Genomic DNA, 23900 nt, shown 5'->3' on the forward strand with positions numbered 1-23900 from the left:
CTCGCATTCTCCTACGTCGCGGCGTGGAGTAATGACAGCTCATCGGCCAACTCGTGAAATGCGCGCTCGAGCGCGAGCATGTGCTCACGCGCATGCGGATCCCCTGCGTGATCCTCTAGCACCTTCATCCGTCGCTTGATGTCGTGGAGTTTTTTGTCAACGGCATGACGACGGAGCTGGGTTGTGCACTGGTCAATCTCGCTCGTGATCGCGGCGGTGGGGAGATCTCCAAACTCGCGATCCGCAAAGAATTCTAAGCGCTCCACGAAATCACGCTGCTCCGTATCCATAACATTCGCTCCATGGAGCGACTCTTGCTTACTGTAGCCAAGATGGAGCGTTTTGTACAATGCCTGTTGCTTTGGGGTGACAAAGTTATCCACAACAAATGACTCAAACACCCGTTTTCCTTGATCCGGGTGACGAATGAGGAGCGCGAGGAGCCGATTTCCAAATCGCTCAACGGGGTCTTGTCGAACCTGCTGCTCTCCGCCTGTTGCGGACGACGTGTTCGATGTCGCTCGCGTACGCATCGCTCGTCCCGCCGCCGCAACCGCCTCGCGGAGTGCCGACTCCGGAACGTCGAGCGCGTCTGCTCCGCGCTGCGCCCATGCCGCGCGCTCGATGGGGTCTACGATGTGCGCGAGCCGCGCGACGAGCACGCGAGCGGCATCGCGCTTACCAGCCGGTGTCGTGCAATCAAACTGTGTGCGAACGCGCGACAGCTCGTAGTCGAGCACCGGCACCGCGCCCTCCACGGCCTCACGCCAGCGATGCGCATCCGCGCGGAGACATTCATCCGGGTCCTTGCCGATCGGCACGCCGTGCTCGTCACGCGGCACGCGGATGACCCGCACATCGAACGCCGCGTCGAGCGCCGCGTCGATGCCGCGCTCCGCAGCGCTCACCCCCGCCGCATCCGCATCGAACGCGAGGTGGAGCCGCGAGGTGAATCGCTTGAGGATGCGGAGCTGCTGCTCCGTGAACGCGGTACCAGATGTCGCAACGGTCTGCGCGAGTCCGCCGGCGTGCGACGTGACGACATCCATCTGCCCTTCCACGAGCAGCGCATAGCCCGCGGTGCGAATGGCATCCTTGGCGAAGACGAGCCCATACACGACCTCGCTCTTCTTGTAGAGCGCGGTCTCGGGCGTGTTCACGTACTTCGCCGGCGCATCACCCACGGTGGTTCCGCCCTCGAGCACACGGCCGGTGAATCCCACGATGCGACCATGGATGTCGTGGATCGGAAACATGAGCCGGTGGCGGAAGCGATCGTAGATGCTCCCCGAACGCTTGCCGGGCGACGCGAGCCCCGCGTCCACAATCTCCTGCGTGCGAAACCCACGCTGCACGAGGTGCGTCGCGAGCGTATCCCAGGAATCCGGCGCGTACCCGATCTGAAACCGCTCCGCTGTCTCCTCAGCAATCCCCCGCTCGGTGACGTACCGCGTTGCAGCCGCGGACTGTCCGAGCTGGCGCCGGAAGAACGCCGATGCCTCGGTGAGCGCGTCGAGTGAACGGATCTTCTGCCCCTCGAGACGCGGATCGCGCGCTTCAAGCTGCACGCCCGCACGCTCCGCGAGCAGTTTGAGCGCCTCGGAGAATTCGAGACCCTCGCGCTCCTGCACGAACGTGAAGAGATCACCGCCCTTGGAGCACCCGAAGCAGAACCACACCTGCTTCTGCCGGTTCACCATGAACGACGGCGACTTCTCGTTATGAAACGGACAGCACGCCTTCAAGCTCGCCCCCGCCTGCTTGAGCTGTACCCCCTGCTCCAGAAGGTACTCCGCGAGGTCAATCTTCGATTTGATGTCGTCGGTGGTACTCACACGCTGCAAGCCACTCACCCGAAAAGTTTTCCAAAAAATCCCTTCTTCTCCTCTTTCGGTTCCTCCGCACTCGCACCGTGCGCCTCGCGACCGTGCGCGAGATCGCGCAGACGGTCGGCTTCCTGTGCAACGAGCGGCCCGTCGTACTCACCGCTGTGCGCCTTGCCGCTCCCGTACGTCGGTGCCTTCTGATCAACGTGGAGGTTGACCTGCAACGCGCGCGCCCCGCTTGCAGCTTCCACCACGTACGCGTGGTAGCGCGGGAAGTCGCTCGCGCCTACACGGCGGATGAACGCGGCCTCTCCCCCGCCCTCTTTCTGGAAACCATAGCCCGCGCGGCGCATGAAGTGCATGGCGTGATCCGATGTCGTGACGGTGATCTTCATAGAGTGTAGCGATAGAGTTTCGGAGAGCCCGCGCTGGTGTCCACGAGGTCATGCTGCCACCCGTCCATGGGCCAGACGTAGAGGATGACGCGCGTACCCGGACGGCACTCGCGCTCGAGCTTGCGACGCAGCGTGCGGTACACCTTCGGCATGAGGAAGACGTAGATGACGTCAGCATCGGAGAGGTCTTGCCTCCAGAAGTCACGGTACCGCACCACACCGCGCCGCCTCCCGCGGATCCTGGCGATGAGGTACGGGAGCAGGGAGACCTCAAAACCGGTCGCGTGCGCACCCGCGGCTGCCGCGGCGCGCACGAGTCGCCCGTCACCGCACCCGAGATCGTAGAACCGCTCACCGGGCCGGAGCTGCGCCATACGGTGGAATCGCGCGACATCGCGCGCATGCATCGGCACCCACGGCGCGGCGCTCAGTGCTCCGTAGGAGAACGTCCCCACGATGGGCAGGAGGAGGAGCGCACCGACAAGGATCGGGTCCATACGCGGCGCGCGAATGCTAGTCCAAAACGATCATCGCCTTTCCACCGGTCGGTGCCCCATCCTCGTGCATCCAGTCGGCAATCGCGCCGTAGAGGTCGTCATAGGTGTAGCGCTGGCCCGCGCCTTTCGTGTTCGTCCCGACATCGTTCGTGATGAACTCCTGCCGTGCGTCGTCGTACCCGATGATGACAAGCATGTGGTAGAGCGGGCCGGGCGGCGTGAAGTATGGTGAATCGAGCTCGCGGCCGCGCGCGGGCACGATGACCGGCTTGCCGGCATCAATCGCCGCCATGATGTCTGCGATCGTCACGAAACGGACCTCGCGCGTGTTCTCGTGTCCAAACTTCTCTCGGAGGATGCGCGCGGTCTCGGCCACGGTCGTATCTTCCCACGTGCCGAGGTGTTCCTCCTCCCACTGCTTGATATCCATGAGTGCCGCGTCGAGCTCGCTCGCCGTGTCCACCCGCTCTCCCGACGCAAAGAGGTGCAGCGTGAGCACCGATGCCTCCTCGCAGAACTCCTTATACGGCAACGACCAGACGCGGTACGGTGCCTGAGAGACGAAGGGAACATCGAGACGGACGACACCGCGAGCGACCACACCCCGCGCCTCCTCCAGCGGTGTGTCTGCAGCGGTGCTCTCTTCGCTTGCGGGGGGTGTCAACGCGGGCACAGCAGAATTGCCCTTCGTCTCCACGACGAGGGGCACCGGCGGGGACTCGCTCGCGGGAGTCGTCGCGATGTGCGCCTCACGCTGTACAAAACCCAACCAGCCGGCCACCACGACGGTGCCGACGAGAAGCAGGCGAACGGTCCAGGTTCCAAACATACGCCGAAAGCATACCCCGCAGCCGCGCGATCGTCAACGCTCATTGCAGCTTACATGCCCGCGAGACCGAGCACCGCATCGAGCGCCTCCGGGAGCTCGCGGATGCCACTCGACCCCTCAAAGTGCCGCTTGCTATGCAGTGTGATGATCGTTGCACCGAGACGTTTCTTGAACACCGCACCGTGCGTGAGCGGGACGAATGCATCATCATCGGAATGGAGCGCGACGAAACCACTCACGACACGCGCCTGGATGCGGTCCCAGTTGATCGGTGTCGTGAAGTAGCTCGCGAGCTCCGCATACCCGAGCGCGTCGGTGAAGCCCGCGACGAGCACAACACCGCCGATCTGCTCCCCCGCGTCGAGTCCTTCGAGGTACCGGAGGATCGTGATACATCCCACGGAGTGTCCGATGAGGTACGTATCCGGCGTGGGCACGCCAACCACCCCCGCGAGCTGCGGGACCCACCCCGCGAGCGTCGGCGCATCCGCAGGCGTCATCGCTGGCACATCCACCACGAACCCCTGCGCCTCGAGTTGGCTCTTGAGCCATGGGAAAAAACCCTCCTCGGGGTTCCCCTCCCACCCATGGATGATGAAGGCACGACGCATACGCTCCACGGTCACCGTTTCCGCATGTACGGCTTCGTGAACCAGAGGAGCAACGAGCCGATGACCGAGAGCACCACGACGGTGATGATGAGCGTCGGGAACCCCTCGCTGGCAGCGAGGTACCCTCCGAGTGCCGCGAGCGTGGCACCGGTGATGTCGATGAGCGTGTAGTAGATCCCCCACTCCGTCCCCTCCTTCGAGCGATCAATGTGCCGCGTGAACATCGCCATGAACGTCGGGAACGTGAACGACGCGAAGAGACCGAGGAAGAACTGGACGAGGTAGAGATGGAACGGCGTCGAAACGAACAGGTAGAGGAGTGGCGTGAGCGACATGAGGACGGACGCAACGAGGAGGATCCAGAAGTCATCGCGCTCACCGCGAATCCGGTCAATGATGTAGGCGACTGGAATCTGCAACGCGCTCTTCGTGAAGAGGTAGATCGCGGCGGCAAGTCCAGCGACCGCCTCGTTCCCTCCCTGCACGAAGTCCTCGATGAAGAGCGCGAAGACCGGACCAAACAGCCCCCACGAACCCAGGATGATCGTATCCGAAAGGATGAGGAACCGCACGACCGGATTGACATCCTGGAGGAAGAGGTGGCGGAAGTTGATAGAACGTTTCATAGACAGTACGCGTGCACGCTCAACGCGTCGCACTGATGCAGTGGGATGTAAGAACGCCTCTCACCAGCATACCCCATAACAGTGACATTGGTCGCAATACTGCGCCCGCCACTCGGGTCGCACGTGCGGAGTCGGCAGCCGCTACTCGTGACGGTCGTTCGGGTTTCCATCGGCCGCGTTTCCTTGGTCCGTTGACGGAACGATGCGCTCGATAATGTACGCGCTGCCGCTACGACCAACCAGGCGGTAGCGATCTGCGGAGAGGCCGGTGAGCACTTGGCGCACCGTGGACGGTTCGCTCATGTAGCCAACGGCGGTTGCGATGATGATGCCGCCCGGCGCAAGTAGGTGATCAACGGCGCGAAATGCATGCTCGTGTGTCACCGAGACGCCGGTGGTATCCAAGAGGATGGCATCGGCGGACCCTGCGGCGAGGTCGCCATCTGCAATTGCGACATCGAGTGTTTTTTTGATGAGTCGTGCTTCACGCCCCTTTGCCCGGGCCTTCACATCCGCGCCCTGCGGCCCGCCGGTCGTCACACAATCCACCGATGCAACCGGCGCGCGATCAATGTGGTCGAGCATCCTACTCGCATCTCCACCGGATGCCGGATAGACCACGCGGAGATCCGTGCGACCCGTTTGCGCGCCGAGCCATCGAAGTGCGCGAGCAACGGCAAAGCTATTCTCCGTAAATCCGTGTTCCTCAAATACGCGGAGCACCGTATCCACGAATGAGCCGCCGATGGTTTTGCGATCAGCGGACTTTTCTGCAAGCGTTGCAATACGCCGCGCCAACGCGCCATCACCCACGAGATCCTTCAGCGCGTCGAGGTCGGTGTGCTCGCCAGTGAGCGCGACATCGCGCGTGCGTTCGCGAAGCTCCTGCGGTATCTCGGGGGCAAGGATGTCCAATGCATCGCGCAGACGCACCTCCGGTGTATCTTCCCACGGCACTGCACGCTCGACGCTACGCGCTTGCTCAAAAATCGTGCGCGGGTGCTGTTCTGTCGGTGCATCCGGTGTGACGCGCGCCTGCTCGGTCGCATGGGATTTTGTTGGTTCTTCTTGCATAGTGTTGTGCGGTCCGTTAGACCATAGGTGCAATACTGGAAGAGTACGAAAAAACCCCATGGAAAGCCATGGGGTCATCTGGTGAGCCGTGCAAACGCGCGCTCCGTGTCTTCAAGGAGGTCCTCCGAGAGGTACGCGACGGTGTATCCGTTCACGGACTCGGACTGCACGTCACGCCGGAATCCATGAGGAAGCAACGCGAGGATACTCACCTCACCGGTCGCCTTCCGCTCGACAAGGCACTTGATGAGATCGAATATCGCGCTGAATGGCACCGCGAAACGCGTAGGTGCATCCATCTCGGTCGGGATTGCATCGAGCGACGGGAGATCCACGAACGCGTGATGCATCCGCTGTGCGATGGACCGCAACGCGGTGAGGTGTACGGGCACACATCCGTAGCAGTAGAGTGTCGGCATAGGCACACCCATTATCGCACAGACACTTCCGCCGTGCGAAGAGCGTTCAGGAACTGGGCGACGTTGACCTTGCCGTTGATGCGGCCGACTTCGCGCCCGCACGAACGATCCAGGAACACAACGGTTGGCAGTCCGCGCGGTTCGTAACGATCCGCGATGGCGGGCACCACATCCACATCGAGTCGAATGCGGCCATGTGTGGCGAGCGCGTCCGCGACGGCAGGATGTGCAAGCGTCGTTGCATCAAACTCGTGACATGCGACGCACCACTCGGCACCGAAGTCCATGACGACGAGATCGGAGTCATTGCACGCGTTCGCGAGGCACGTGCCCGATGCATCTTCGGCACACCAACCCTGCGCCGCGGGAGTGGCGAGCGTATTCACGAGCACCGACGCTGCAACGGTTGCCACCATCCCGGCTGCGAGACGCGCAACGCGCATGCGGCGTTCGTATGCACGTGGGGACACACTCGCTGTGATGCCGACAGCAAGTGCCGTTCCCAGAAGCAGCACGAGCGCGCCGACCGATGGCGATGGGAGGAACACCGTGCGGAGCGCGGGAATCGCGTTGCGGAAAAACCAGAACGCGCCGATGCAGAGCACGATACCGAGCGTCCACTTCACCGCCTCCATCCACGGGCCGCTGCGCGGAAGACGACCAGCGCCGATGCCAACGCAAAAGAATGGAAGGCCAAACCCGAGTGCGTGTACGGCGAGGAGCCCGACGCCGAGCGTCGCACTGCCTGCGGTACCAACGACGGCGAGGATTGCAGCGAGCACCGGACCGGTGCATGGGAGTGCAAGGAGTCCCGTTGCAGCACCGACCGCACATGCGCCCGCCGTACTCGCGCCACCCACCCGCGCGAGGCGCTGGCGCAACGCGAACGGAAGCCGCAGCTCGTACATGCCAAACATCGCGCACGCGAGTGCTACGAAGAGCACGCCCATGACGACGTGAGTCGCCGTATACTGATAGATCGCGCCAGCCATTCCGCCGGTTGCTCCAGCAGTGAAGCCGAAGACGCAGTACGTCGCAACGATACCCGCGACGAACGCAGCACTGCGACGCACCGCTACACCACGCGCACCACCTGCACCGGCACCGACGTACCCGAGGGTCACCGGCACCATCGGGAGCACGCATGGCGTTGCGACCGTAACGATACCGGAAACGAACGCGATGATCCACAGCAGCACGGAGTGCGTCGCGAACGCGTCCGTGAAGATTTCAGCCATCTCTTCCTCCTTGTTAACTCCAAGTTGTAAAGGTGCGTCTGCACCGTAACACGAGGATTCATACGTGTCAAGCATCTGTAGTGGGCTCATACGGCGACTTGACTCCAAGATCAATATATGATGTAGTGGTACGTCGCTGGATAATCCAGTGGCACGTTTTTTCACAACTGGCTGCAAGCCACAATCCCCAACCCATACCCCATAGGAGGTGATTCATGTCGCTGTCACTAATGCAGCAAGTCGTCCTCACACAACGTCTCGTCGTATCCATGCCGGAGATCCAGTGGAGCCTTCTCCAGGCGTACCAGAACGGAATCATCGGGCCGCCGCCCTACGTCGAGCCGACGTTCGAGGAAGAGAACTTCACCCCGCGCCTCAAGCTCACGCAGAGCAAAATCGAGGGCTTCGAGACCCTCGGCCACGTCGAGCGTATGCGCCTCGTGGATACGGCCAACGAGATCTTCCGCTTCGCCTACACGCGCGGCGTTGATGAGGCAGACAACAGGAAAAAGGGCTACTACAAGATCCCCCTCCTGCGTGACCGCACCATCATGGACGCGCACGACGGGATAGACACGATCAAGAAGCGCATCAGCCGCGCCGAGTACGATCGGGCAATCGCCATACTGGAGTCCGTCGGCGAAATGGAACGCATCGCCCGCGCCATCCCGTACTTCGGCCTGTACCAGACGGTCGTCAAGCACCTCCGCCGCGCCCACAAGGTTGGTCTCGAGCAGACCGTGCTCGTGTCTGTAGACCGCGGTGGTCGCCTTCCCTGCATCATCCTGCAACGCGCTCTTGGTCTCACCGAGATGCACAGCATCAAGGTGGATCAGAGCGGTGGTCGGCTCGACGAGGACAAGCTCGGGGAGCTCGCCAAGCAGGGAGTTCTCCGAGGCAAGCACGTCCTCTTCGTGGATTCGACGGTGGACTCCGGCCGTCAGATCCGAGTGTTGGTGCAGTACTTCGATGCGGACAAGTGGCGCAACGTGCTCGGTCACTCGAGCTGGAGTATCGTCGGCTCGAACGAGTACGGCGACAACCTCGACCGCCACTGCAACGTCAACTGGGGCGTTGACCCAGACGACACCTTCGAGGACAATCCGGAACTCATGGGCATTGACTATGCCCCCGGCACCCATACCAAGATCGTGGAGCGTCCCACGGAAGCATCCAAGACGATCCGCAAGTGCCTGCTTGCCGTCCCCGACGGCTACATCTATGTCGCCGCGGATGCCGACAACCAGATCGAGGAGCAGCGCAAGAAGTGGACCGAACGACAAAAAAACCGACGTGCGGGACACGACCAGCAGGTCATCGAGGAACGGGCCGAACACGCACAGGAGGTAGTCAAGTACAAGGAGCAGCAGAAGCAGGCCAGGACCGAGGAAGCCAAACGTCGCAAGCGTGAGCAGGTCGAGCGAAAACTCGAGAGAATCACGTCCAGCAAGCGGTGGAAGAAGCTCGTCGCCAACTGCACCGCCCTACCCGAGGAGTCGTTGCCGGTGGCCTTGCCGAACGGAACCCATCACGCGCGCCACAATGTGCTCGTGGTCGGGTCAGGGAAGCAGGTAGACCTTCCGCGGAGCGCGGTGCAGTTCGTGGCCGACAACCTCGGTCCCCACTGCTCGTTCTTTGCGGGAACGCCGGACGGCAACCCTGGCGCAATCCTCAATGCGACCCTCACGAGCAACAAGGTCGCCCAACCGGAAGTTCGTCTCTACCAGCCCAGCTTCATGCAGGGCAGAACGGACGATTCGTTCGGCGGAGCACCCATCATGTTCGTGGGCGAGAAGGATGACATGCGTCGGCAGATGATCTCCGACAGCAACGTCGTCCTGACCCTCGGCGGCGCACAGGGCACGCTTCGCGAAGTACTCCTCGCGCTTGCCGCCGGCAAACCGACCATCCTGATCGAGGGCTACGGTGCAGTTTCGGCCTACGTGCTCTCCACCAAGAGCACGCGCCAGAATCCGAACCTGAGGCCGTGCAAGACCCTCGTCGAGGCCGCGCAGACCATCCTGGACATGTCCAAAGCGTAGGCAGACAACGTCGAGGAACAACCCAAGACCCGCACAAAAGTGCGGGTCTTGTTCTTGGCGGTTTCAGCTTCCCCATGCAACACTGCTCCGGATTTGCAATTCGGTTAAAGATGCGGGTGTAAAAAACGCAGAAGTAGTGTCATTGCGAGGAGTCCCGAGCTTGCCTCGGGACTCCTCGCAATGACACTAACATGCAAAAATGAAATACCCTGCGGTCTCTGCCGAAGGGTATTTCATTGGACTTGACCCCTTACCCCAATACACTACCTTGACACAACCGATATTTCCTGCTATGATGGGGAATACCGTGCTCCCCGGCCCTCTGCGCAGGTACAGCCCCGCGCAGGGTCCCCGGGTGGGCATAATGCTCATTCCCAAAGGAAATCTGACTGACTGCTGCTGTCTGGAGTGTTACAAATGTCGAAAGCAAAGGAGTACCTCGGTCGAATCGTGACGGTTCGGCAAGAGGAGGGGTTTGGATTCATCGGATTGGACTCGGTGTCCATGGATGACGGAAGCGACCACGATCTCGAAACGACCGGCGACATCTTCGTCCACCAGGACGATTGCGGGTCACCCCTTCAAGTCGGCGTGACGCTGCAATTTGAGGTCGTTGCGGACCACCGTCGCGGCGACGGGTTCCTCCGCGCGCGTTGCGCCACGGAACTGGCCGAGGTTGAGGTCATGCCGGACAACGATCCGGTCGTGATGGCACTCGCCACGCAGCGTGACGCGTATCGTGGCGAGCACGCGCTCGCGATGCCGATCCCGCCGCACCCGATGCGACACCGCATGAAGCAGGTGCCGGAGGAGACGGTCGCGCAGGTCGTGCAGAACGACCCGCTCCCGGAAACATCGCGAGATGAGACCGATGCCATGGACCCCAACGACCCGCGCACCGCGCAGGCGCTCCGGGCGTTCATGGAGCACGCGTACCCACATCTCGCAGGTCTCGAGATTGGCTACGACGTCCTCAACGCGGACGAGGAAGCATTCGACACGAAAGTCGCGGAGGCAACCGCGGGTCTCCGCGAGCTTGGCATGGAAGAGCAGGCGCAGCACGTCGAAAGCGAGATGGGACGATTCCGCGGCGTGCGCCGCGTACTCGGGTTCATGGCCGAGCAACGCTTGCTCCGGCCGAATACGTGCATTCCGACACGGTATCTGCCGGACCTCTTCATGGCATGCCCGGTCTGGTTCCACGCAACGGATGAGCAAGCCGGAGGTGCCGCGAATGCGGAGTGGGACAGCGCGGACCCCCGTGTCCATGCTGCGACGATCGCGCTCTGCGACATCTTTCCGAAAAACGAACGCTGGTCGGACACGGTGCAGCTCTTCAACCGTCGGCTGCGGACCCTCGCGCGGTACAAGGGTGACGTGATCCCGTTGCAGATCACGCGCCTCATTCGTGAAGCACGACAGCACTTCGATCACCTCGTCATCGCGACCCCGTACCACGACGTGGCCGGACGCGAGTGGCAGGATCCGAACTGGCTCCGTGGCATTGACCCATACGTCATCGGCATGCAGAACGGCTGTTCGCACTTCTTCATCCTCGGACGGTTCTCGGACTCCGGCGTGTTCCCGCTGCTCCATGAGCTCGTCGGGGACACCATCGAGTTCCTACGCAAGAACCGCGAAAAACTCGCGGGGTTCAATGAGACGAACGATCCGTACTGGCACGTCGGAAGCACTGGAGTCCACTGCCACTCCCAACGCTCCTGGCATGGGAGGACCAGGGTCAAGCTCGGCACCTTCCTCCAGAGCCATGTGGACGCACTCCTGCGTGCCTTCGATGCAGGGAAGCTCTTCGACTGGCTCCGTGGCGAGTGGAGCGAAGATGCGACATCCGCCAGCCCGACCACGAGCAGCGCACCCCCGCGTACCTGATAGCACCACGAACCCCCTCCGATACTCTCGGAGGGGGTTCTTCTTTTGGACCTAGTACAGATACTTTTAGATCGTTTGGAAAATGGTGTCAAATTCTTTGTTAAAGAAAGGGGTCATAAAGAAAGGGGTCAAGTCCATTTTTCATTCGATCACCTCATACTTCCCATAGCCGTCATCGTTAAATAAATGGACTTGACCCCTTTATTAGACCCCTTTATTTACATATTGACCCCTTTATTTAGCCGCACTTCTGGCATTTCGGCGAAAAAATCCGGCGGCTATCTAATAAATCCTCCATGTATCAAACAACGATACACAATTTTCTCATTCAACAAAATTTCCTCCTGACCAGCAAAGTTTTCTAACCCACCCCTTGCCGTAAATTGATAAGTCCATTCGCCATCAGAAAACTTTGCTGGTCCTCGAACTGGTATTACATCGTCATACTCTTGCATAAGTGCTTGTCGGAGAAAATCGTATACATCTTTCTCGCTTACTTTTTCATCAAGGACAAAGCCGAAATAATTTGCTCCCCATACCGGCTTTTCATTTTCATATACGATTTCCTCGCCGATAAAATCGCGCCCACCAAAATAAGTGTCGTGGTAAATTAAGCCGTCCTTTTCAAAATGATAATCTTCTGATCTCAAGCGAGAGGGCGCGACTTTTGGAGCGGTCTTGTTGGCGTAGGTTGCCTTGTTCGCCTCATTTAGAAACTTTGCAAGATTTTTTATGTCCATAGTTATTTACCATTATACTTATCCAAAAATTTACCAATTATCTTATTGGCCTCCTCGATAATTTCAGGGTGATAACGATAATCGTGGTCTGATTTTAATGGGGAAGAAAGGGGCCATCACGAAGAAAGGGGTCAAGTCCATTTTTCATTCGATCACCTCGTGCTCCCTAAAGCCGCCATCGTCAAAGAAATGGACTTGACCCCTTTATCTATTCCTACCAGGTTACACTTTTTGTAAAGTCCAGTATACGTTTGGTAAAAAACACGTTATTTTGGCTAAAATGAGCTGATAATTTTCATACCAATTCTCTGTCCCTCGCTAGAGCAAGATTTGGCTGGGGGGGAAGGAATCGAACCCTCATGCTGGGCTTCAAAGGCCCATGTCCTACCATTAGACGACCCCCCAATGAGGAAGTATCACCCGCCTCAATGCATTGTACCGTATGAGATTTCTCGGTCGTGGACTCTCTCGAAATGACAAAGGGGGCGCAGATGTCTTTATACTCGAAGGTACCTGCGGATGGCGATGGCGGAGATGGTGGTGGTGAGGAGGGCGAGGCCGAGGAACTCGGCGGCGGCGATCTCCCAGAGATGGTAGTGGAAGAAGGTGGCGATGTCAATGCCGCGCGCGCCGAGGAACTGGCGGAGGGTGGGCTCTGCGAGTTGGAGGGCGGGGAACGTGAGGAGCTGGGTGATAACCGTGGCGATCGCGGCGGCGAGCACGCCCATAATGAGGAACGGCGTACGGACGAACCAGTTGGTCGCGCCGACGAGCTTCATGATGCCCACCTCATCGCGGCGGACGTACGTGATGACGCGCATCGCGTTGATGATGATGAGGAGCGTGACGAGGAAGGAGAGGCCGCTCATCGCGAGACCCGCGTAGCGGAGCTTCGCGGTGAGCGCATTGAGGCGTTCCACGAGCAGCGCGCGGTCCCCTGCTCCGGTCTCGATGATACGCTCCGAGAGCTGCGGATCATCGAGGAGCGCGGCGAGGATGGGGAAGTCCTCCGGTGTGCGCGCTTGGATGCGGAGCTCGGGGCCAAAGGGATTCTCGCCGAGTTCCGCGATTGCTTCCAGGATGTCATCGTTGCCGCGATGCGTCGCAGTGAACTCCTCAAACACCTGCGCGCGCGAGATGTGCGTGATGCCGAGGACCTCCTCGCGTGCGAGGAGCTGCGTGCGGATCGCGTCCACTTCGTCCTCCGCGACGGTGGGACGGAACTGGATGCGGAGGTCTACGCGCGCGCCAAGCTCATCGAGGGCGATGCGACCGGCGACGTTCATGCCGAGGAGCACCTGCACGCTGATGAGCGTGAGCGTGAGCATGACGACCGTGGTCATGGACAACCAGATGTTCCGAGCGAAGTCCACGAGCGCGTACTTGAGGAGGCGGAGGAAGGAGATGAACACAGGTGTGCGGTGCAATGGGGGAACTATAACCGGTAGGTGCCGTGCTTCTTATCCGCGACGATGCGGCCGTTATCGAGCGTGATGACGCGACGGCGGAGCATGTTCACGACGTCGCGGTTGTGCGTGACGAGGAGGACGGTCGTGCCAAAGCTATTAATCTTCTCGAGGAGGTCCGCGATCTCGCGCGTGTGGATGGAATCGAGGTTGCCGGTTGGCTCATCGGCGACGAGGATCTTTGGACCGTGCACGAGCGCGCGCGCGACCGCGACGCGCTGCTGCTCGCCGCCAGAGAGCTGCCACGGGAAGCGCTCGCCCTTCCCATCGAGCCCGACGATGTCGAGCACGTTTGGCACCACATCGCGGATGCGCTTCGTGGGTGCACCGCAGACCTCGAGCGCGAACGCGACGTTCTCGGAAACGGTCTTGTGGCGCAGGAGCTTGAAGTCCTGGAACACCGTCCCAATCTGCCGCCGGAGCACGGGGATGTCGCCATGGGGGATCGCGCTGATGTCCCAACCGCCGATGACAATCGAACCCTTGCTCGGCCGCTCCTCGGCGATGAGGAGCCGCACGAGCGTCGTCTTGCCCGTGCCGCTCTGCCCGACGATCGACACGAACTCCCCGGGCGCAATATGAAAATCAACACCGTCGAGTGCCTTGGTGTCCGGAGGGTACTGCTTGGTGATGCCGGTGAATTGAATCATGCGCGGAGCGTGACGAGGATACCGTTCCCGCGCTTCCATCGGAACGATCCGTCTATCTGTGCGAGGAGCCAGGGCACGGGATAGGTGAGGAGCGCGAACCACTTCCCGATGCCCTGCGCGAGCTGGAAGAGCTCCCACGCGAGTGCGCCCGGTGGGCCGAACGTGTGGCGCATTGCTGCGACGTGGAGACCCGCACACGTGGCGAGCGTGACGAGCTCCTCGGGCTCAAAGCCATCGCGCGCGTGATCGTGCTGGTCGTAGTGCACAAACTTTCGAAAGAACCGACGCTGGTGCACGCGGGGAACGTGGATGAGGATCGCACCGCGCGGCGTGAGGAGCCCCGCGAGCGAGCGAAGTGCCTCCTCCGGATGCGCGAGGTGCTCAAAGACATCCACACTGTAGATGATAGCATATCGCGCGTCGGGAGGCCCGACGGGTGTCGTTGCAAGCTGCTCGATATCCGCACGGTACGCTCGGAGCATCAACGGATGCACAGCGGTAAACCGACGTTGTGCGAGCGCGACGAGTCGCTCATCAATGTCAACCGCATCCACAGGACACGCGAACATGCGCGCACACCAGAGCGCGTTATCCCCGCGCCCGCACCCCGCATCGAGGATGCACTGCGGACGCAGGTGGCGCAACGCGCGATGGAGCGCGCGGCGACGAATGACCTCGCCGATGTGTCGTCGCCCCCATGAGAGGAGGAGCTGTTCTCGGAGTGGCATAGATCTCCATGCTAGCATGACACGTCGTTCCATACCGCGCGTGGAACGCACAACACCGCGCGTACTACGCGCGGTGTTGTGCCCAATACACCCCCCATTATCGTGTCATTGCGAGGAGCAAGTCCGCGAGCGACGTGACAATCCCGGTCATACCAGCACAATGGTGAAAGCCGTGTACAGTCTATGACCGGGATTGCCACGTCGCGGACTCCTCGCAATGACACACTGATGATTTGAACCCACGACCCATCGCTTACCACGCAATGAGCGAGAGACGTAGCAATGTCTTACGCCTAAGCCGATGGTGGGATGCGATGTTTTCCGCAGGGGATGCCCCTGCGCGACCCCGCCACATCGTCACGCGCGGGTCGGGCAGAGCCCTTCCACCCGCACGCGCCGATGCGCCCCACAACCCATCGCTTACCAACCGACGAACGAGAGCCCGAATGCCTGACGCCCACAGCCGATGGTGGGATTTGAACCCACGACCCATCGCTTACGAAGCGATTGCTCTACCACTGAGCTACATCGGCAAGGGGCGTCAGGTATTCGAGACCGAACAAAACAACAGGGTACCACGAGCGGGTGAGGGGAATCGAACCCCCGTCTCAAGCTTGGGAAGCTCGCATTCTGCCATTGAACTACACCCGCATCGACATCCATCGTACCCCGTCCCTCCATCGTCGTCAATGGAAGAGGTGGTGCCACCACCGCGTAAAGTTGGACCCCTCCTCCGCGGCGGGTGGTGCGGCCGCATCGGGCGCGTCGAACACGGTACCCGAGGGGACGATGAGGACATCCTCGCCGGGTTGCTGGAGGCCTAGGCGCAGACGCGCCTCGCGCTCGATGAACTCCGGTGTCTCGGACTGCTCGAGGAGATCGGTGAGCCGCACGCGCTGCTGCTCGAGCGCGGAGACCGTATCGGCAATCATTCGGATCTCCTCCTCGACCGCGCGCTTGCGACGGTACTCGCTCACGATGGCGGATAGCACGAATCCCACCACGACGATGCCGATGAGGAGCGCGGCCCGCGATCGGAGTAGCGTACGGTCACGTGGTGCGTTCGTGCGCCTCATACGTCGCCACCCTCGCGCGCTCGCAGCGCGAGGTCAATCCGCTCGCGGAGCCGCACGAGCTCAATCGTCGTGTACGCCGAGAGGTCGAGCACTGCGACGCCTGGTGGCGGCACGGTCGCACGGTGCTGCGCGTCGTGCTGCAGCGCACTGAGCATCTCATGCACGTGCTCCGGGTGCGGTAGGTTTCGGAGCTCAATGAGTGCGCTCGCGCCAGCGGTCTGGATCTGAATCGTCCCCAGGCGGAAGATCGTCGCAATAATGCCTTTGATTTCGAGCGCGAGGTCGTCTATCCGATCGAATCGCGCCTCCGCAATGACGCGGTGGAAGACACCGACTTGATCGAGGTCTATGACGCGGAGATCCGTCACCATGAGCACCGTCCGGTACCAAAACCACCACGCGCGGATAAAGAGCACCACGCCGGTGGCGAGAAGGAGCACAAAGCCAATCAGGCCAAATGGACGCGAGGAGAGCAGCGGCACGATGAGAAAGAACGCAAGGACAATGAGCGACCCGCCGATGAGCGCGGTGGGCGCAGGGACGAGTTTCGAACGGCGGATGGTCGCTCGAACGACCTCGCCGTCACGGAGTGCCAGTCGTTGCGGGAGGTGCATAGTGCTTCTGAAGGAGTTCCCGAATGACCACGCGGTCGTCCCACGGGGTCTTCTTTCCACGCGGACCGACGATGGCCTGCTCGCAGCCCTTGCCGGTGATGAGAATGCGATCCCCTGGTTGTGCGAGCGTGAGTGCTCGGGTGAACGCCTCACGCCGGTCGAGAATCTCCTCCACCACGGTATCGCTTCCCGTGCGCGCAATCCCGTCGAGCGCGCCGCGCGAAACCGCAGCGATGATCACGCGGGGGTCGTCGTCGTAGGGGTCCTCGTTTGTCACCAAAACGACGTTCGCGTGCTCGGCCGCGACCGCGCCCATTGTCGCGCGCTTGCGAACATCGCGGCCGCCGCCCACGCCGCCGAGGATGTGGATGGTCTTCCCCACCGGCTTCGGGAGTGCCGCGTATACCACCTCGAGCGCATGCGGTGTGTGCGCGTAGTCCACGATGACCTCGAACGGCTGGCCCGCAACGATGGATTCCAACCGCCCGGGGAGCGCGGTGATCCGTTCGAGCGCGCGCTCGACGTCCGCTGCGCCGATACCGAGTGCCGCGCAGACGACCTTCACCACCGCAACGTTCTCGGGGAACGCGGAGATTGCGGGCGCATACCCCGCACCGTCACGCGGGTTGAAGGTCGCGGTCGCCGTGAAGCGACGGTCGAGGAACTGCTCCGCGCGGTCGAGCGACGCGGGAACAATGCCAATGCGGCGCGCCTTCCGTCCGCGCGCGACGTGCGCGAAGAGCGCGGCCTTCGCGGCGCGGTAGGACGCAAACCCGCCGTGCGCCTCGAGGTGCTCCTCGCCAAGGTTCGTGAGGGCGACGACATCATAGGCGATCCCGCGGTGGCGGTACTGCGCAATCCCCTGCGACGAGGTCTCAATGATCACGTACGTGCAACCGTTGCGCGCGCACGCTCGGAGGAACCGCTGGAGCGCGAACCGCCCGGGCATCGTCATCTTGAGCGCGTTCATCCACGTGCGAACACCGTCTCTCACCGTCGCGGTGGAGAACCAACCGACTCGCACTCCTGCATCGCCCAACACCTGACCGAGCAACATGACGACCGACGACTTCCCGTGCGTGCCGGTGATACCGATGACCGTGAGCGATCGGCTCGGGTTGCCATACGCGAGCATGGCACCATACGCGAGTATAAAATGGTACGCGCGCACGAGGGGCTTAGGAATCAATGCTCGCATGGTGTGGAGCATACGCGTAGGTCACTTCCTGCGCACCGCACGGAGGAATTGCTCACCGCGATCAAACTCGTGCACGAACAAGCCGAAGGATGCCGCGCCTGGACTCAAGAGCACCGTATCACCTCGACGCGCCGCCCGCCGCGCCTTCCGTACTGCTTCCCGCATCGAACGCGCGATGGTGACCGGAACCTCAACGTGGGGCAACGCCTGGAGCGACGCGAGCATCTTCTCCGTCGCTGTTCCTGGAAGGAAGATGATCTGTTTCACGGAGCACGCGACCACCTGCGCCCACGCGCCGTACACGAGGTTCTTATCCGTCCCACCGGCGATGAGCACCACCTCCCCTCCCCCACCGGAGTTGAGTGCCTTGAGGCCGGCAATCGTCGCGTCTGGTGTCGTCGCGCAGGTGTCGTTGATCCAGGTGATGCCAAAGGCGCGACTCACCGGCTCCAGACGACCCGGGAGTCCGACGTATGTTTGGAGCGCGCGCGCGATTGCCGCAGGTGCGACGCCAACAACTCGCGCTGCGGCAGCCGCGGCAGCAATGTTCTCCCGATTGTGTGCACCGCGAAGCGACGGATTGTCCACGCCCTTTCGGGAGGTTGCAAACCACACCACCTTCCTCGTCGCTCTCCCCGCCATCGCCCGCACCGGTGGTGATTGCCGGTTGAGCACCGCGATCCCCGACCCCGAGAGGATCTTCCGCTTCGCCGCGGCGTACGATCGCATGGACGCGTACCGATTGAGGTGATCGCGCATGATGTTCGTCACGATCGCGACATCGGGACCACCCGTCTGCCGCGAGAGCCGCTCGCAGTGCCAACTCGAGAGCTCGAGGACAACGAAGACCTCCTGTCGTCGCGCGGCGCGCATGATCGCGGCAATCTGATCGAACATGGGACGGCGGATGTTCCCCGCGAGGTACGCTTTCCGCCCATCGGCAAGGACCATTTGATGGAGGAGAGCTGCCGTGGTAGATTTGCCACGCGTGCCCGTCACCGCCATAATCTGCGGCGGTGACGGCACGCCCTTGAGGATCCGGAAGAAGAGCGACGCCTCATTCTCGATTGCCACGCCCGCCCGCGCTGCTGCCGCAAGGTACGGGGACTCCCGCGGCACACCGGGGTTCTGCACGACGAGGTCCGCATGCGTAAAATCCCGCATGCGGTGTTTGCCGAGCACGAGGTGCAACCGCTCGCGGAAAGCGGGGTGTCGCACGAGGAGCTGCGCGAGCGCACGGACGCTCGGCGCGAGCTCGCCAGCGGTCTTACGATCCGTCACCGTCACCATGGCGCCATGCGTGAGGAACCACGCGGTGACGGCCAACCCCCCGCCATGGAGCCCGAGGCCCATGACGGTGACGCGTTTTCCCATAAAACTCTTTGGTGTCCATTGCATATGTGGTGCTACCACGTCAGCATGCTCCCTCTGAAGCTGGCGCGGGAGCGCCAAAGATGCGCTACTCCTTGAGCACGCCGCGAGCCGTTTCCCACATGGAAGCATCTCCGTGCGCGCGGAGCCAGTACCAGTACTCCGCACCCCAGAGGTAGATCTCGCGGAAGCCTGTGGACCGCGCGAAGGCGACGTTCCGAAGGAATCGCTCCGCGTCCATGGAGCGCCGTTGCTCGACGATCGGGAGCACCGTCACGTCACCATGTGGTGCCCACGGTTCTGCCTGGAGTTCCGAGATCACCATGTGTTCTGGCGACACGCCGACGAGGAACGCCTTGAGACGATACCACGCGGCGGGGATGAACGTATCGTAGCTCCAATACCCCACGAACCGCGACCAGACGACGCGGTACATCGTCGTGCCAAGCCGATCACCAACACGCGCAGCGCGATGCCAGAACGAGAGTTCTCCCGAGTCCGTGATGAGGATGTCGTGGTGCGGATCGAGTGCGCGGACGATCTCCACCTCACGCTGGAGCGATGCCACATCGAGCTCCGGGCACTCCCCGAACACGGAGAGGAACGGTTCGTTCTCCACCTGCCACATGACGAGCGCAGGGTGGGCACGGTACCGCTCGACAACGACGCGAATGACGCGCTCGATGGCCTCCTGCTGCTCGGCATCGGGCAGTTGCGTCGCCCAATCCGGAATGTGGCACTCCGGCCACCGTGGGAGTCGCCGGCCCACGGCGAGGAGCACGGATGCGCCGCGGGTGTTTGCCTCATCCATCATCCAGTCGAGATCACGGAAGTCAAACGTGCCGGGCTGTGGCTCGACATCGGGCCAGTTCGCGCTGAGGCGCACGCGACGCACGGAGAGGTCATCGAGGAGCGCGCGATAGGTCTCCTGCCAGTCGAGCCCCAACGACACCGCGTGCTGTTTGGAGAAGTGCACACCGATGACCGCTCCCCCCGCACGTGGCGGCACGAGGAAGAGCGCTGCATACGCGATGATACAGACGCTGAGCGCGAGCGCTCCGTATTGCGCAAGACGCTTCACGCGCCACGCGCGCGGCCTACGCACCCGCAGCAAGGAGCGCGAGGCCGATCGCAATGAGGACCATCGAGATGATTTTGCCAGAGATGATGCGCCGATTGAGCCGCTCACGCAGCTGCGGGAAGCGCCCGCCAAAAAACACTGCAAAGAGGAAGAGGAACGCGTACTGCACGCCCTGGAGTGCGTTGATGATCGTCGGCGAGGCCACGCTGATCGCGTACTGGAGTGCGAAAAACCCAAGCGCGCCGGCACCCTGGCCGGCAATGAAAAGTCCGGCAGTACTGCCGCGGGGACGTGCGGCCGGTTGTACAATCGCGCGACGGCTTGGCGCGTGGAGGAGGATGGCCAACGCAGCGATTGTCGCACCAACGCGCGTCCATGCGAACCCCGCGAGGAACGACTGCTCGGTGAAGACGGCCTTCATGAGCACCGCGGTCACCGCGAACGCGATTGCACTCAGGGATGCCATCGTGTACGCGTGCCGCTTGCGCTCCCCACCTCTGCCCCCCTCCCGCGTGATGAGCGCGGAACCAGCGACAAGGACGATGAACGCGAAGAGCGCAGGCGCGGCGAGTCGCTCTCCAAGGAAGAGGTACGCGAGGACAAACGTCCAGATGGGAATGGTACCGCCCACATACGGAACGATGCGCGATGCCTCCCCGCGCTTCAACGCACCAAAGAAGCATAGGAGTGCGATGACGAACGTCGCACCCGCTGCGCCGTCGAGCACCCACTGACCGCCTGACGGAAGTTGCCAGTCAAACGGGAGGGCCAAGATCCCAAGTGACCCGAGGAGCCCGACGTAGAACGCGTACACTGCCGGCTTGGGCACCGCTCTCGCGAGGAGGTACTTGTCCACGAGGAACGCCACGGCGTTCAGGAGGTGCGCGGCGATGACGACGATGAGCCAGAACGGCATACGAGAGTACGCGAGACCTAGACGACGAGCGGATGCGGCTCGAGCTCAATGGGCTTCCCTTTCACGATGGATTCGATGCGGTACGTCCCGTGCGTTGGTGCCTCGATGTAGCCGTTCCAAGCCATACGCGCGAGCGCGCCGGACTGGATCCAATCCCAGAGCCACTCATCCGCGTACTGCGGATCGAGCTGATCAATGCCACCGCCGATCTGCTGGAGCCACTGACGATTGAACTCCTCCTGCGATCCGATGGGCTCGGTCATGATGATCGGGATACCAAGGCCGGTGGAGAACGAGAGTTCGGACGGCTTGGTCCAGAGGATGTCCACGTCGTGAAGGGCGTGCGTGAAGTCATGGAAGTACTCACTCCGATGTTTCCGCGCGAGCACCATAACGCCCCCACGACGGAGCTCGCGTGTGAGCCGGAGTTCACGGATGCTCTCCTCAAAGTACCTCGCCACTTCCATGCGCGTCCCCGGAATAAGGAGCACGCGCATCTCGTTGCGCCGAATGCGTCGCCGGAGCGCGCGGAGCATCGCAACGCCGGCACGCTTCTGTGCTCCCGCACCGCCGACCGCGAACGCCACGGTGATCGGCCGCGTTTCCTGCTCGTGGAAGTGCTTGCCGAGGTGACGCGCGAGCGTCGCCTCGTGCCGGTGGCGATAGTACCCGTTTGGATCGAGGTTCTTCATACGCACACCGAGGTCGTGCTTCAGCGTGCGCGACTCCGCTCCGCCCACGAGCTCCTTGGGAAGTGCGAAGCCCGTGAGGTAGATATGCTTCCGCGGGACCCCGTAGAGCATGAGTCGCTCCACGCACCTCCCGTTCGGTGCAAAGTACTTGATGCGACTCTTCTTGGGATTCCAGTGCGCCCACACGCGCGCGATGTCCGCATCCGTCACGAGGCAGTAGATCTCACCCGTGTAATCAAACTCCTCCGCCATGAACGCCGGCGCAAAAAATGTCGTCACAAACGGAAGTGGACGCTTGTACGCTTCATTCTTACGATTGAGTGACTCGATGAGGTGCCGCCCCTGCTTACGCTCGACGATCGCGTGCTGGATCAACCGCAACTGCAACGAGATCTCCGAGAGATCACGTCGCGGGTAGAACGCATCAATTTCCTGCTGGTGATCCACGAGCGCGTGAAAGATGGTCTTCCCGATCACCGGCATGGGCTGCATGCGCGAGACCGCTTCGTAGTACTTCCTCCCCGTCTCCCAGAGATCTCGGTCGTCCTTCGGGATGCCCGGGTAGTCGTTCGCAATGATAATCTCGCCGCCGGAGAGTTCCCGCAAAGCATACGCCGGCCGCTCATGGCCGTACCCCATGTTCACCGCAACGAGGTGTGCAAACTTACGCATAGACGTTCGATGGGGATAAAACACCCACTCACCCCATTGTAGCAGAGCGCCTCCGGAGTTGCGCCGGAGGCGAGTCACCCCTAGAGGTATTCCGTCATCCCTCGCCGCTCGAGTTCTAGAACGACCTCCCGCACGTGCTGCGCGCGCTCGCGCGGGCAGATGAGGAGCGCGTCCTCTGTATCAATGATGACGCAATCCCGCATCCCGTAGGTCGCAATGAGTTTCCCCTCAGGCGCGACGACGAGGTTCCCATCACCCTGGAGTCCCACGTGCGTCGCTCGGATCGCACGCGGCGTTGCGCGACCGCTATCCGTGAGGATGTCATGCACGGCGCGCCAGTTTCCGACATCTGCCCAGCCGAAGGATGCGGGCACCACGACGAGGTGCGCGAGGCGCTCCACGATTCCGACGTCAATGGATACGCTGCTCATGGAGAGGAACGCTCGCGTCCACGCCGCACGGTCCGAGACATCCGCGGCGTTCCGGAATGCGGCGTGGTGGTCGGGGAGATGCACAGCAATCTGACTGAGCAACTTTTGTGCTCGGAACGAGAACAGCCCGAGGTTCCAGAGGTACCGTCCACTCTCGACGTACTGCTCTGCAATGACGCGCTCCGGTTTCTCGACGAATCGCGTCACTGGCAACGCCATCGTCCCGTCCGCGCGCTCCGCCACATCCGCCATCTCGATGTACCCGTACCCCGTCTCTGCGTACGTCGGCGCGACACCGACGAGTGCCGCGTCCACGTCCGGTCGCTCCGCTGCGGCGAGCGCGGTCTCGATGGCAACATGGTACTGCGCGTCATCCGCGACGTACGCGTCACTGTGCATCGTCACGAAACGCGCGTCGCAGTCGCGCGCGACGAGCGATACGGCGGCGAGGCCGAGCGCGGCAGCCGTCCCGCGCGGCAACGGCTCCTCCAGGAGATTCTCCACCGGGAGCTCCGGGAGCTGCTCACGCACCGACGCCGCGTGCGCGCTCGTCGTCGCCACGATAATCGCGTCCGGCGCGAACCGCTGCCGGGCTCGCGCGTAGGTCTTCTGGAGCATCGTCTCCTCATCGAGGAGCGCGTGCACCTGCTTGGGCGCGCTCCGCCTCGATAGCGGCCAGAGGCGCGTCCCATTCCCTCCAGCGAGAATCACTGCGTAGGTACCCATAGTCATCCACGGTAGCACGTCCGGGGCACCTCAGCACCGCCATTCCATCCATCGCTTCGACTTGACGCCGAGAATGTGCTATACTAGATATA

General features: G+C 62.0%; 23 protein-coding genes and 3 tRNA genes. 2 read left to right on the top strand and 24 right to left on the bottom strand.

Features of this window, described 5'->3' with window-relative positions:
• Positions 1–11: 11 nt before the first annotated feature.
• The 9 genes from dnaG to Q7S96_04375 all read right to left on the bottom strand — a co-directional run bounded on the left by dnaG (position 12) and on the right by Q7S96_04375 (position 7515).
• Complete coding sequence (gene dnaG, locus Q7S96_04335) at positions 12–1835, bottom strand: DNA primase (GenBank protein ID MDO8463466.1); 1824 nt, start codon at positions 1833–1835, stop codon at positions 12–14.
• Positions 1836–1849: 14 nt separating this feature from the next.
• On the bottom strand, positions 1850–2221 hold the full coding sequence (locus Q7S96_04340; protein ID MDO8463467.1) for a hypothetical protein: 372 nt from the start codon (positions 2219–2221) through the stop codon (positions 1850–1852).
• On the bottom strand, positions 2218–2718 hold the full coding sequence (locus Q7S96_04345; protein MDO8463468.1) for a hypothetical protein: 501 nt from the start codon (positions 2716–2718) through the stop codon (positions 2218–2220). The genes Q7S96_04340 and Q7S96_04345 overlap by 4 nt, the downstream gene beginning before the upstream one ends.
• Before the next feature lie 16 nt (positions 2719–2734).
• On the bottom strand, positions 2735–3547 hold the full coding sequence (locus Q7S96_04350; protein ID MDO8463469.1) for a C39 family peptidase: 813 nt from the start codon (positions 3545–3547) through the stop codon (positions 2735–2737).
• A 50-nt stretch (positions 3548–3597) separates the two neighbouring features.
• Positions 3598–4158 (bottom strand): alpha/beta hydrolase, encoded by a 561-nt coding sequence (locus Q7S96_04355; GenBank protein ID MDO8463470.1) that lies wholly within the window; start codon positions 4156–4158, stop codon positions 3598–3600.
• Positions 4159–4169: 11 nt separating this feature from the next.
• Positions 4170–4784, bottom strand: a complete 615-nt coding sequence (locus tag Q7S96_04360) for an MFS transporter (GenBank protein MDO8463471.1) — start codon at positions 4782–4784, stop codon at positions 4170–4172.
• Positions 4785–4925: 141 nt separating this feature from the next.
• Entirely contained in the window at positions 4926–5858 is a 933-nt protein-coding gene (locus tag Q7S96_04365) for a hypothetical protein (protein MDO8463472.1), read from the bottom strand.
• 74 nt (positions 5859–5932) lie between these two features.
• The gene (locus Q7S96_04370) at positions 5933–6277 is read right to left on the bottom strand and encodes a hypothetical protein (GenBank protein ID MDO8463473.1); all 345 of its coding nucleotides are present in this window, start codon (positions 6275–6277) and stop codon (positions 5933–5935) included.
• Positions 6278–6288: 11 nt separating this feature from the next.
• Positions 6289–7515 (bottom strand): cytochrome c biogenesis protein CcdA, encoded by a 1227-nt coding sequence (locus tag Q7S96_04375; GenBank protein ID MDO8463474.1) that lies wholly within the window; start codon positions 7513–7515, stop codon positions 6289–6291.
• Between the two features lie 230 nt (positions 7516–7745).
• Between Q7S96_04375 and Q7S96_04380 the strand changes: the two genes are divergently transcribed.
• On the top strand, positions 7746–9557 hold the full coding sequence (locus Q7S96_04380) for a hypothetical protein (protein MDO8463475.1): 1812 nt from the start codon (positions 7746–7748) through the stop codon (positions 9555–9557).
• 417 nt (positions 9558–9974) lie between these two features.
• Complete coding sequence (locus Q7S96_04385; GenBank protein MDO8463476.1) at positions 9975–11447, top strand: hypothetical protein; 1473 nt, start codon at positions 9975–9977, stop codon at positions 11445–11447.
• Between the two features lie 278 nt (positions 11448–11725).
• Here the strand turns inward: Q7S96_04385 and Q7S96_04390 are convergent, their stop codons facing one another.
• The 15 genes from Q7S96_04390 to Q7S96_04460 all read right to left on the bottom strand — a co-directional run bounded on the left by Q7S96_04390 (position 11726) and on the right by Q7S96_04460 (position 23808).
• Positions 11726–12187, bottom strand: coding sequence for a DUF5680 domain-containing protein (locus Q7S96_04390; protein ID MDO8463477.1), 462 nt, complete (start codon positions 12185–12187; stop codon positions 11726–11728).
• A 331-nt stretch (positions 12188–12518) separates the two neighbouring features.
• Positions 12519–12592: transfer RNA gene (locus Q7S96_04395), tRNA-Gln, on the bottom strand.
• Positions 12593–12684: 92 nt separating this feature from the next.
• The gene (locus Q7S96_04400) at positions 12685–13599 is read right to left on the bottom strand and encodes a permease-like cell division protein FtsX (GenBank protein MDO8463478.1); all 915 of its coding nucleotides are present in this window, start codon (positions 13597–13599) and stop codon (positions 12685–12687) included.
• Between the two features lie 23 nt (positions 13600–13622).
• Positions 13623–14303, bottom strand: coding sequence for a cell division ATP-binding protein FtsE (gene ftsE / locus Q7S96_04405; protein ID MDO8463479.1), 681 nt, complete (start codon positions 14301–14303; stop codon positions 13623–13625).
• A complete protein-coding gene (locus Q7S96_04410; protein MDO8463480.1) occupies positions 14300–15031 on the bottom strand; it encodes a class I SAM-dependent methyltransferase in 732 nt (243 codons plus the stop codon). The genes ftsE and Q7S96_04410 overlap by 4 nt, the downstream gene beginning before the upstream one ends.
• A 461-nt stretch (positions 15032–15492) precedes the next feature.
• Positions 15493–15564 (bottom strand) — tRNA-Thr (locus tag Q7S96_04415).
• Positions 15565–15611: 47 nt separating this feature from the next.
• Positions 15612–15682: transfer RNA gene (locus Q7S96_04420), tRNA-Gly, on the bottom strand.
• 35 nt (positions 15683–15717) lie between these two features.
• Positions 15718–16107, bottom strand: coding sequence for a septum formation initiator family protein (locus Q7S96_04425; GenBank protein MDO8463481.1), 390 nt, complete (start codon positions 16105–16107; stop codon positions 15718–15720).
• The gene (locus Q7S96_04430; protein ID MDO8463482.1) at positions 16104–16721 is read right to left on the bottom strand and encodes a PH domain-containing protein; all 618 of its coding nucleotides are present in this window, start codon (positions 16719–16721) and stop codon (positions 16104–16106) included. Before Q7S96_04430 ends, Q7S96_04425 begins: the two co-directional genes overlap by 4 nt.
• The gene (locus Q7S96_04435; protein ID MDO8463483.1) at positions 16690–17931 is read right to left on the bottom strand and encodes a Mur ligase family protein; all 1242 of its coding nucleotides are present in this window, start codon (positions 17929–17931) and stop codon (positions 16690–16692) included. The genes Q7S96_04430 and Q7S96_04435 overlap by 32 nt, the downstream gene beginning before the upstream one ends.
• Before the next feature lie 9 nt (positions 17932–17940).
• Positions 17941–19293, bottom strand: a complete 1353-nt coding sequence (gene murD, locus Q7S96_04440; protein MDO8463484.1) for a UDP-N-acetylmuramoyl-L-alanine--D-glutamate ligase — start codon at positions 19291–19293, stop codon at positions 17941–17943.
• 85 nt (positions 19294–19378) lie between these two features.
• A complete protein-coding gene (locus Q7S96_04445; GenBank protein ID MDO8463485.1) occupies positions 19379–20395 on the bottom strand; it encodes a beta-galactosidase in 1017 nt (338 codons plus the stop codon).
• On the bottom strand, positions 20388–21287 hold the full coding sequence (locus Q7S96_04450; protein MDO8463486.1) for an EamA family transporter: 900 nt from the start codon (positions 21285–21287) through the stop codon (positions 20388–20390). Before Q7S96_04450 ends, Q7S96_04445 begins: the two co-directional genes overlap by 8 nt.
• Before the next feature lie 17 nt (positions 21288–21304).
• Positions 21305–22651 (bottom strand): hypothetical protein, encoded by a 1347-nt coding sequence (locus Q7S96_04455; protein ID MDO8463487.1) that lies wholly within the window; start codon positions 22649–22651, stop codon positions 21305–21307.
• A gap of 80 nt (positions 22652–22731) precedes the next feature.
• Complete coding sequence (locus Q7S96_04460; GenBank protein MDO8463488.1) at positions 22732–23808, bottom strand: sugar phosphate nucleotidyltransferase; 1077 nt, start codon at positions 23806–23808, stop codon at positions 22732–22734.
• Between the last annotated feature and the right edge of the window lie 92 nt (positions 23809–23900).

This window comes from bacterium (assembly GCA_030647005.1).
Classification (GTDB): domain Bacteria; phylum Patescibacteriota; class Patescibacteriia; order JACPHY01; family JACPHY01; genus JAUSKG01.

Coding starts and splice junctions, on each gene's coding strand:
- Q7S96_04340 (MDO8463467.1), bottom strand. CDS start 2,221: ATGAAGATCACCGTCACGACATCGGATCACGCCATGCACTTCATGCGC.
- Q7S96_04345 (MDO8463468.1), bottom strand. CDS start 2,718: ATGGACCCGATCCTTGTCGGTGCGCTCCTCCTCCTGCCCATCGTGGGG.
- Q7S96_04350 (MDO8463469.1), bottom strand. CDS start 3,547: ATGTTTGGAACCTGGACCGTTCGCCTGCTTCTCGTCGGCACCGTCGTG.
- Q7S96_04355 (MDO8463470.1), bottom strand. CDS start 4,158: ATGCGTCGTGCCTTCATCATCCATGGGTGGGAGGGGAACCCCGAGGAG.
- Q7S96_04360 (MDO8463471.1), bottom strand. CDS start 4,784: ATGAAACGTTCTATCAACTTCCGCCACCTCTTCCTCCAGGATGTCAAT.
- Q7S96_04365 (MDO8463472.1), bottom strand. CDS start 5,858: ATGCAAGAAGAACCAACAAAATCCCATGCGACCGAGCAGGCGCGCGTC.
- Q7S96_04370 (MDO8463473.1), bottom strand. CDS start 6,277: ATGCCGACACTCTACTGCTACGGATGTGTGCCCGTACACCTCACCGCG.
- Q7S96_04375 (MDO8463474.1), bottom strand. CDS start 7,515: ATGGCTGAAATCTTCACGGACGCGTTCGCGACGCACTCCGTGCTGCTG.
- Q7S96_04380 (MDO8463475.1), top strand. CDS start 7,746: ATGCAGCAAGTCGTCCTCACACAACGTCTCGTCGTATCCATGCCGGAG.
- Q7S96_04385 (MDO8463476.1), top strand. CDS start 9,975: ATGTCGAAAGCAAAGGAGTACCTCGGTCGAATCGTGACGGTTCGGCAA.
- Q7S96_04390 (MDO8463477.1), bottom strand. CDS start 12,187: ATGGACATAAAAAATCTTGCAAAGTTTCTAAATGAGGCGAACAAGGCA.
- ftsE (MDO8463479.1), bottom strand. CDS start 14,303: ATGATTCAATTCACCGGCATCACCAAGCAGTACCCTCCGGACACCAAG.
- Q7S96_04410 (MDO8463480.1), bottom strand. CDS start 15,031: ATGCCACTCCGAGAACAGCTCCTCCTCTCATGGGGGCGACGACACATC.
- Q7S96_04425 (MDO8463481.1), bottom strand. CDS start 16,107: ATGAGGCGCACGAACGCACCACGTGACCGTACGCTACTCCGATCGCGG.
- Q7S96_04430 (MDO8463482.1), bottom strand. CDS start 16,721: ATGCACCTCCCGCAACGACTGGCACTCCGTGACGGCGAGGTCGTTCGA.
- Q7S96_04435 (MDO8463483.1), bottom strand. CDS start 17,931: ATGCTCCACACCATGCGAGCATTGATTCCTAAGCCCCTCGTGCGCGCG.
- murD (MDO8463484.1), bottom strand. CDS start 19,293: ATGGGAAAACGCGTCACCGTCATGGGCCTCGGGCTCCATGGCGGGGGG.
- Q7S96_04450 (MDO8463486.1), bottom strand. CDS start 21,287: ATGCCGTTCTGGCTCATCGTCGTCATCGCCGCGCACCTCCTGAACGCC.
- Q7S96_04455 (MDO8463487.1), bottom strand. CDS start 22,651: ATGCGTAAGTTTGCACACCTCGTTGCGGTGAACATGGGGTACGGCCAT.
- Q7S96_04460 (MDO8463488.1), bottom strand. CDS start 23,808: ATGGGTACCTACGCAGTGATTCTCGCTGGAGGGAATGGGACGCGCCTC.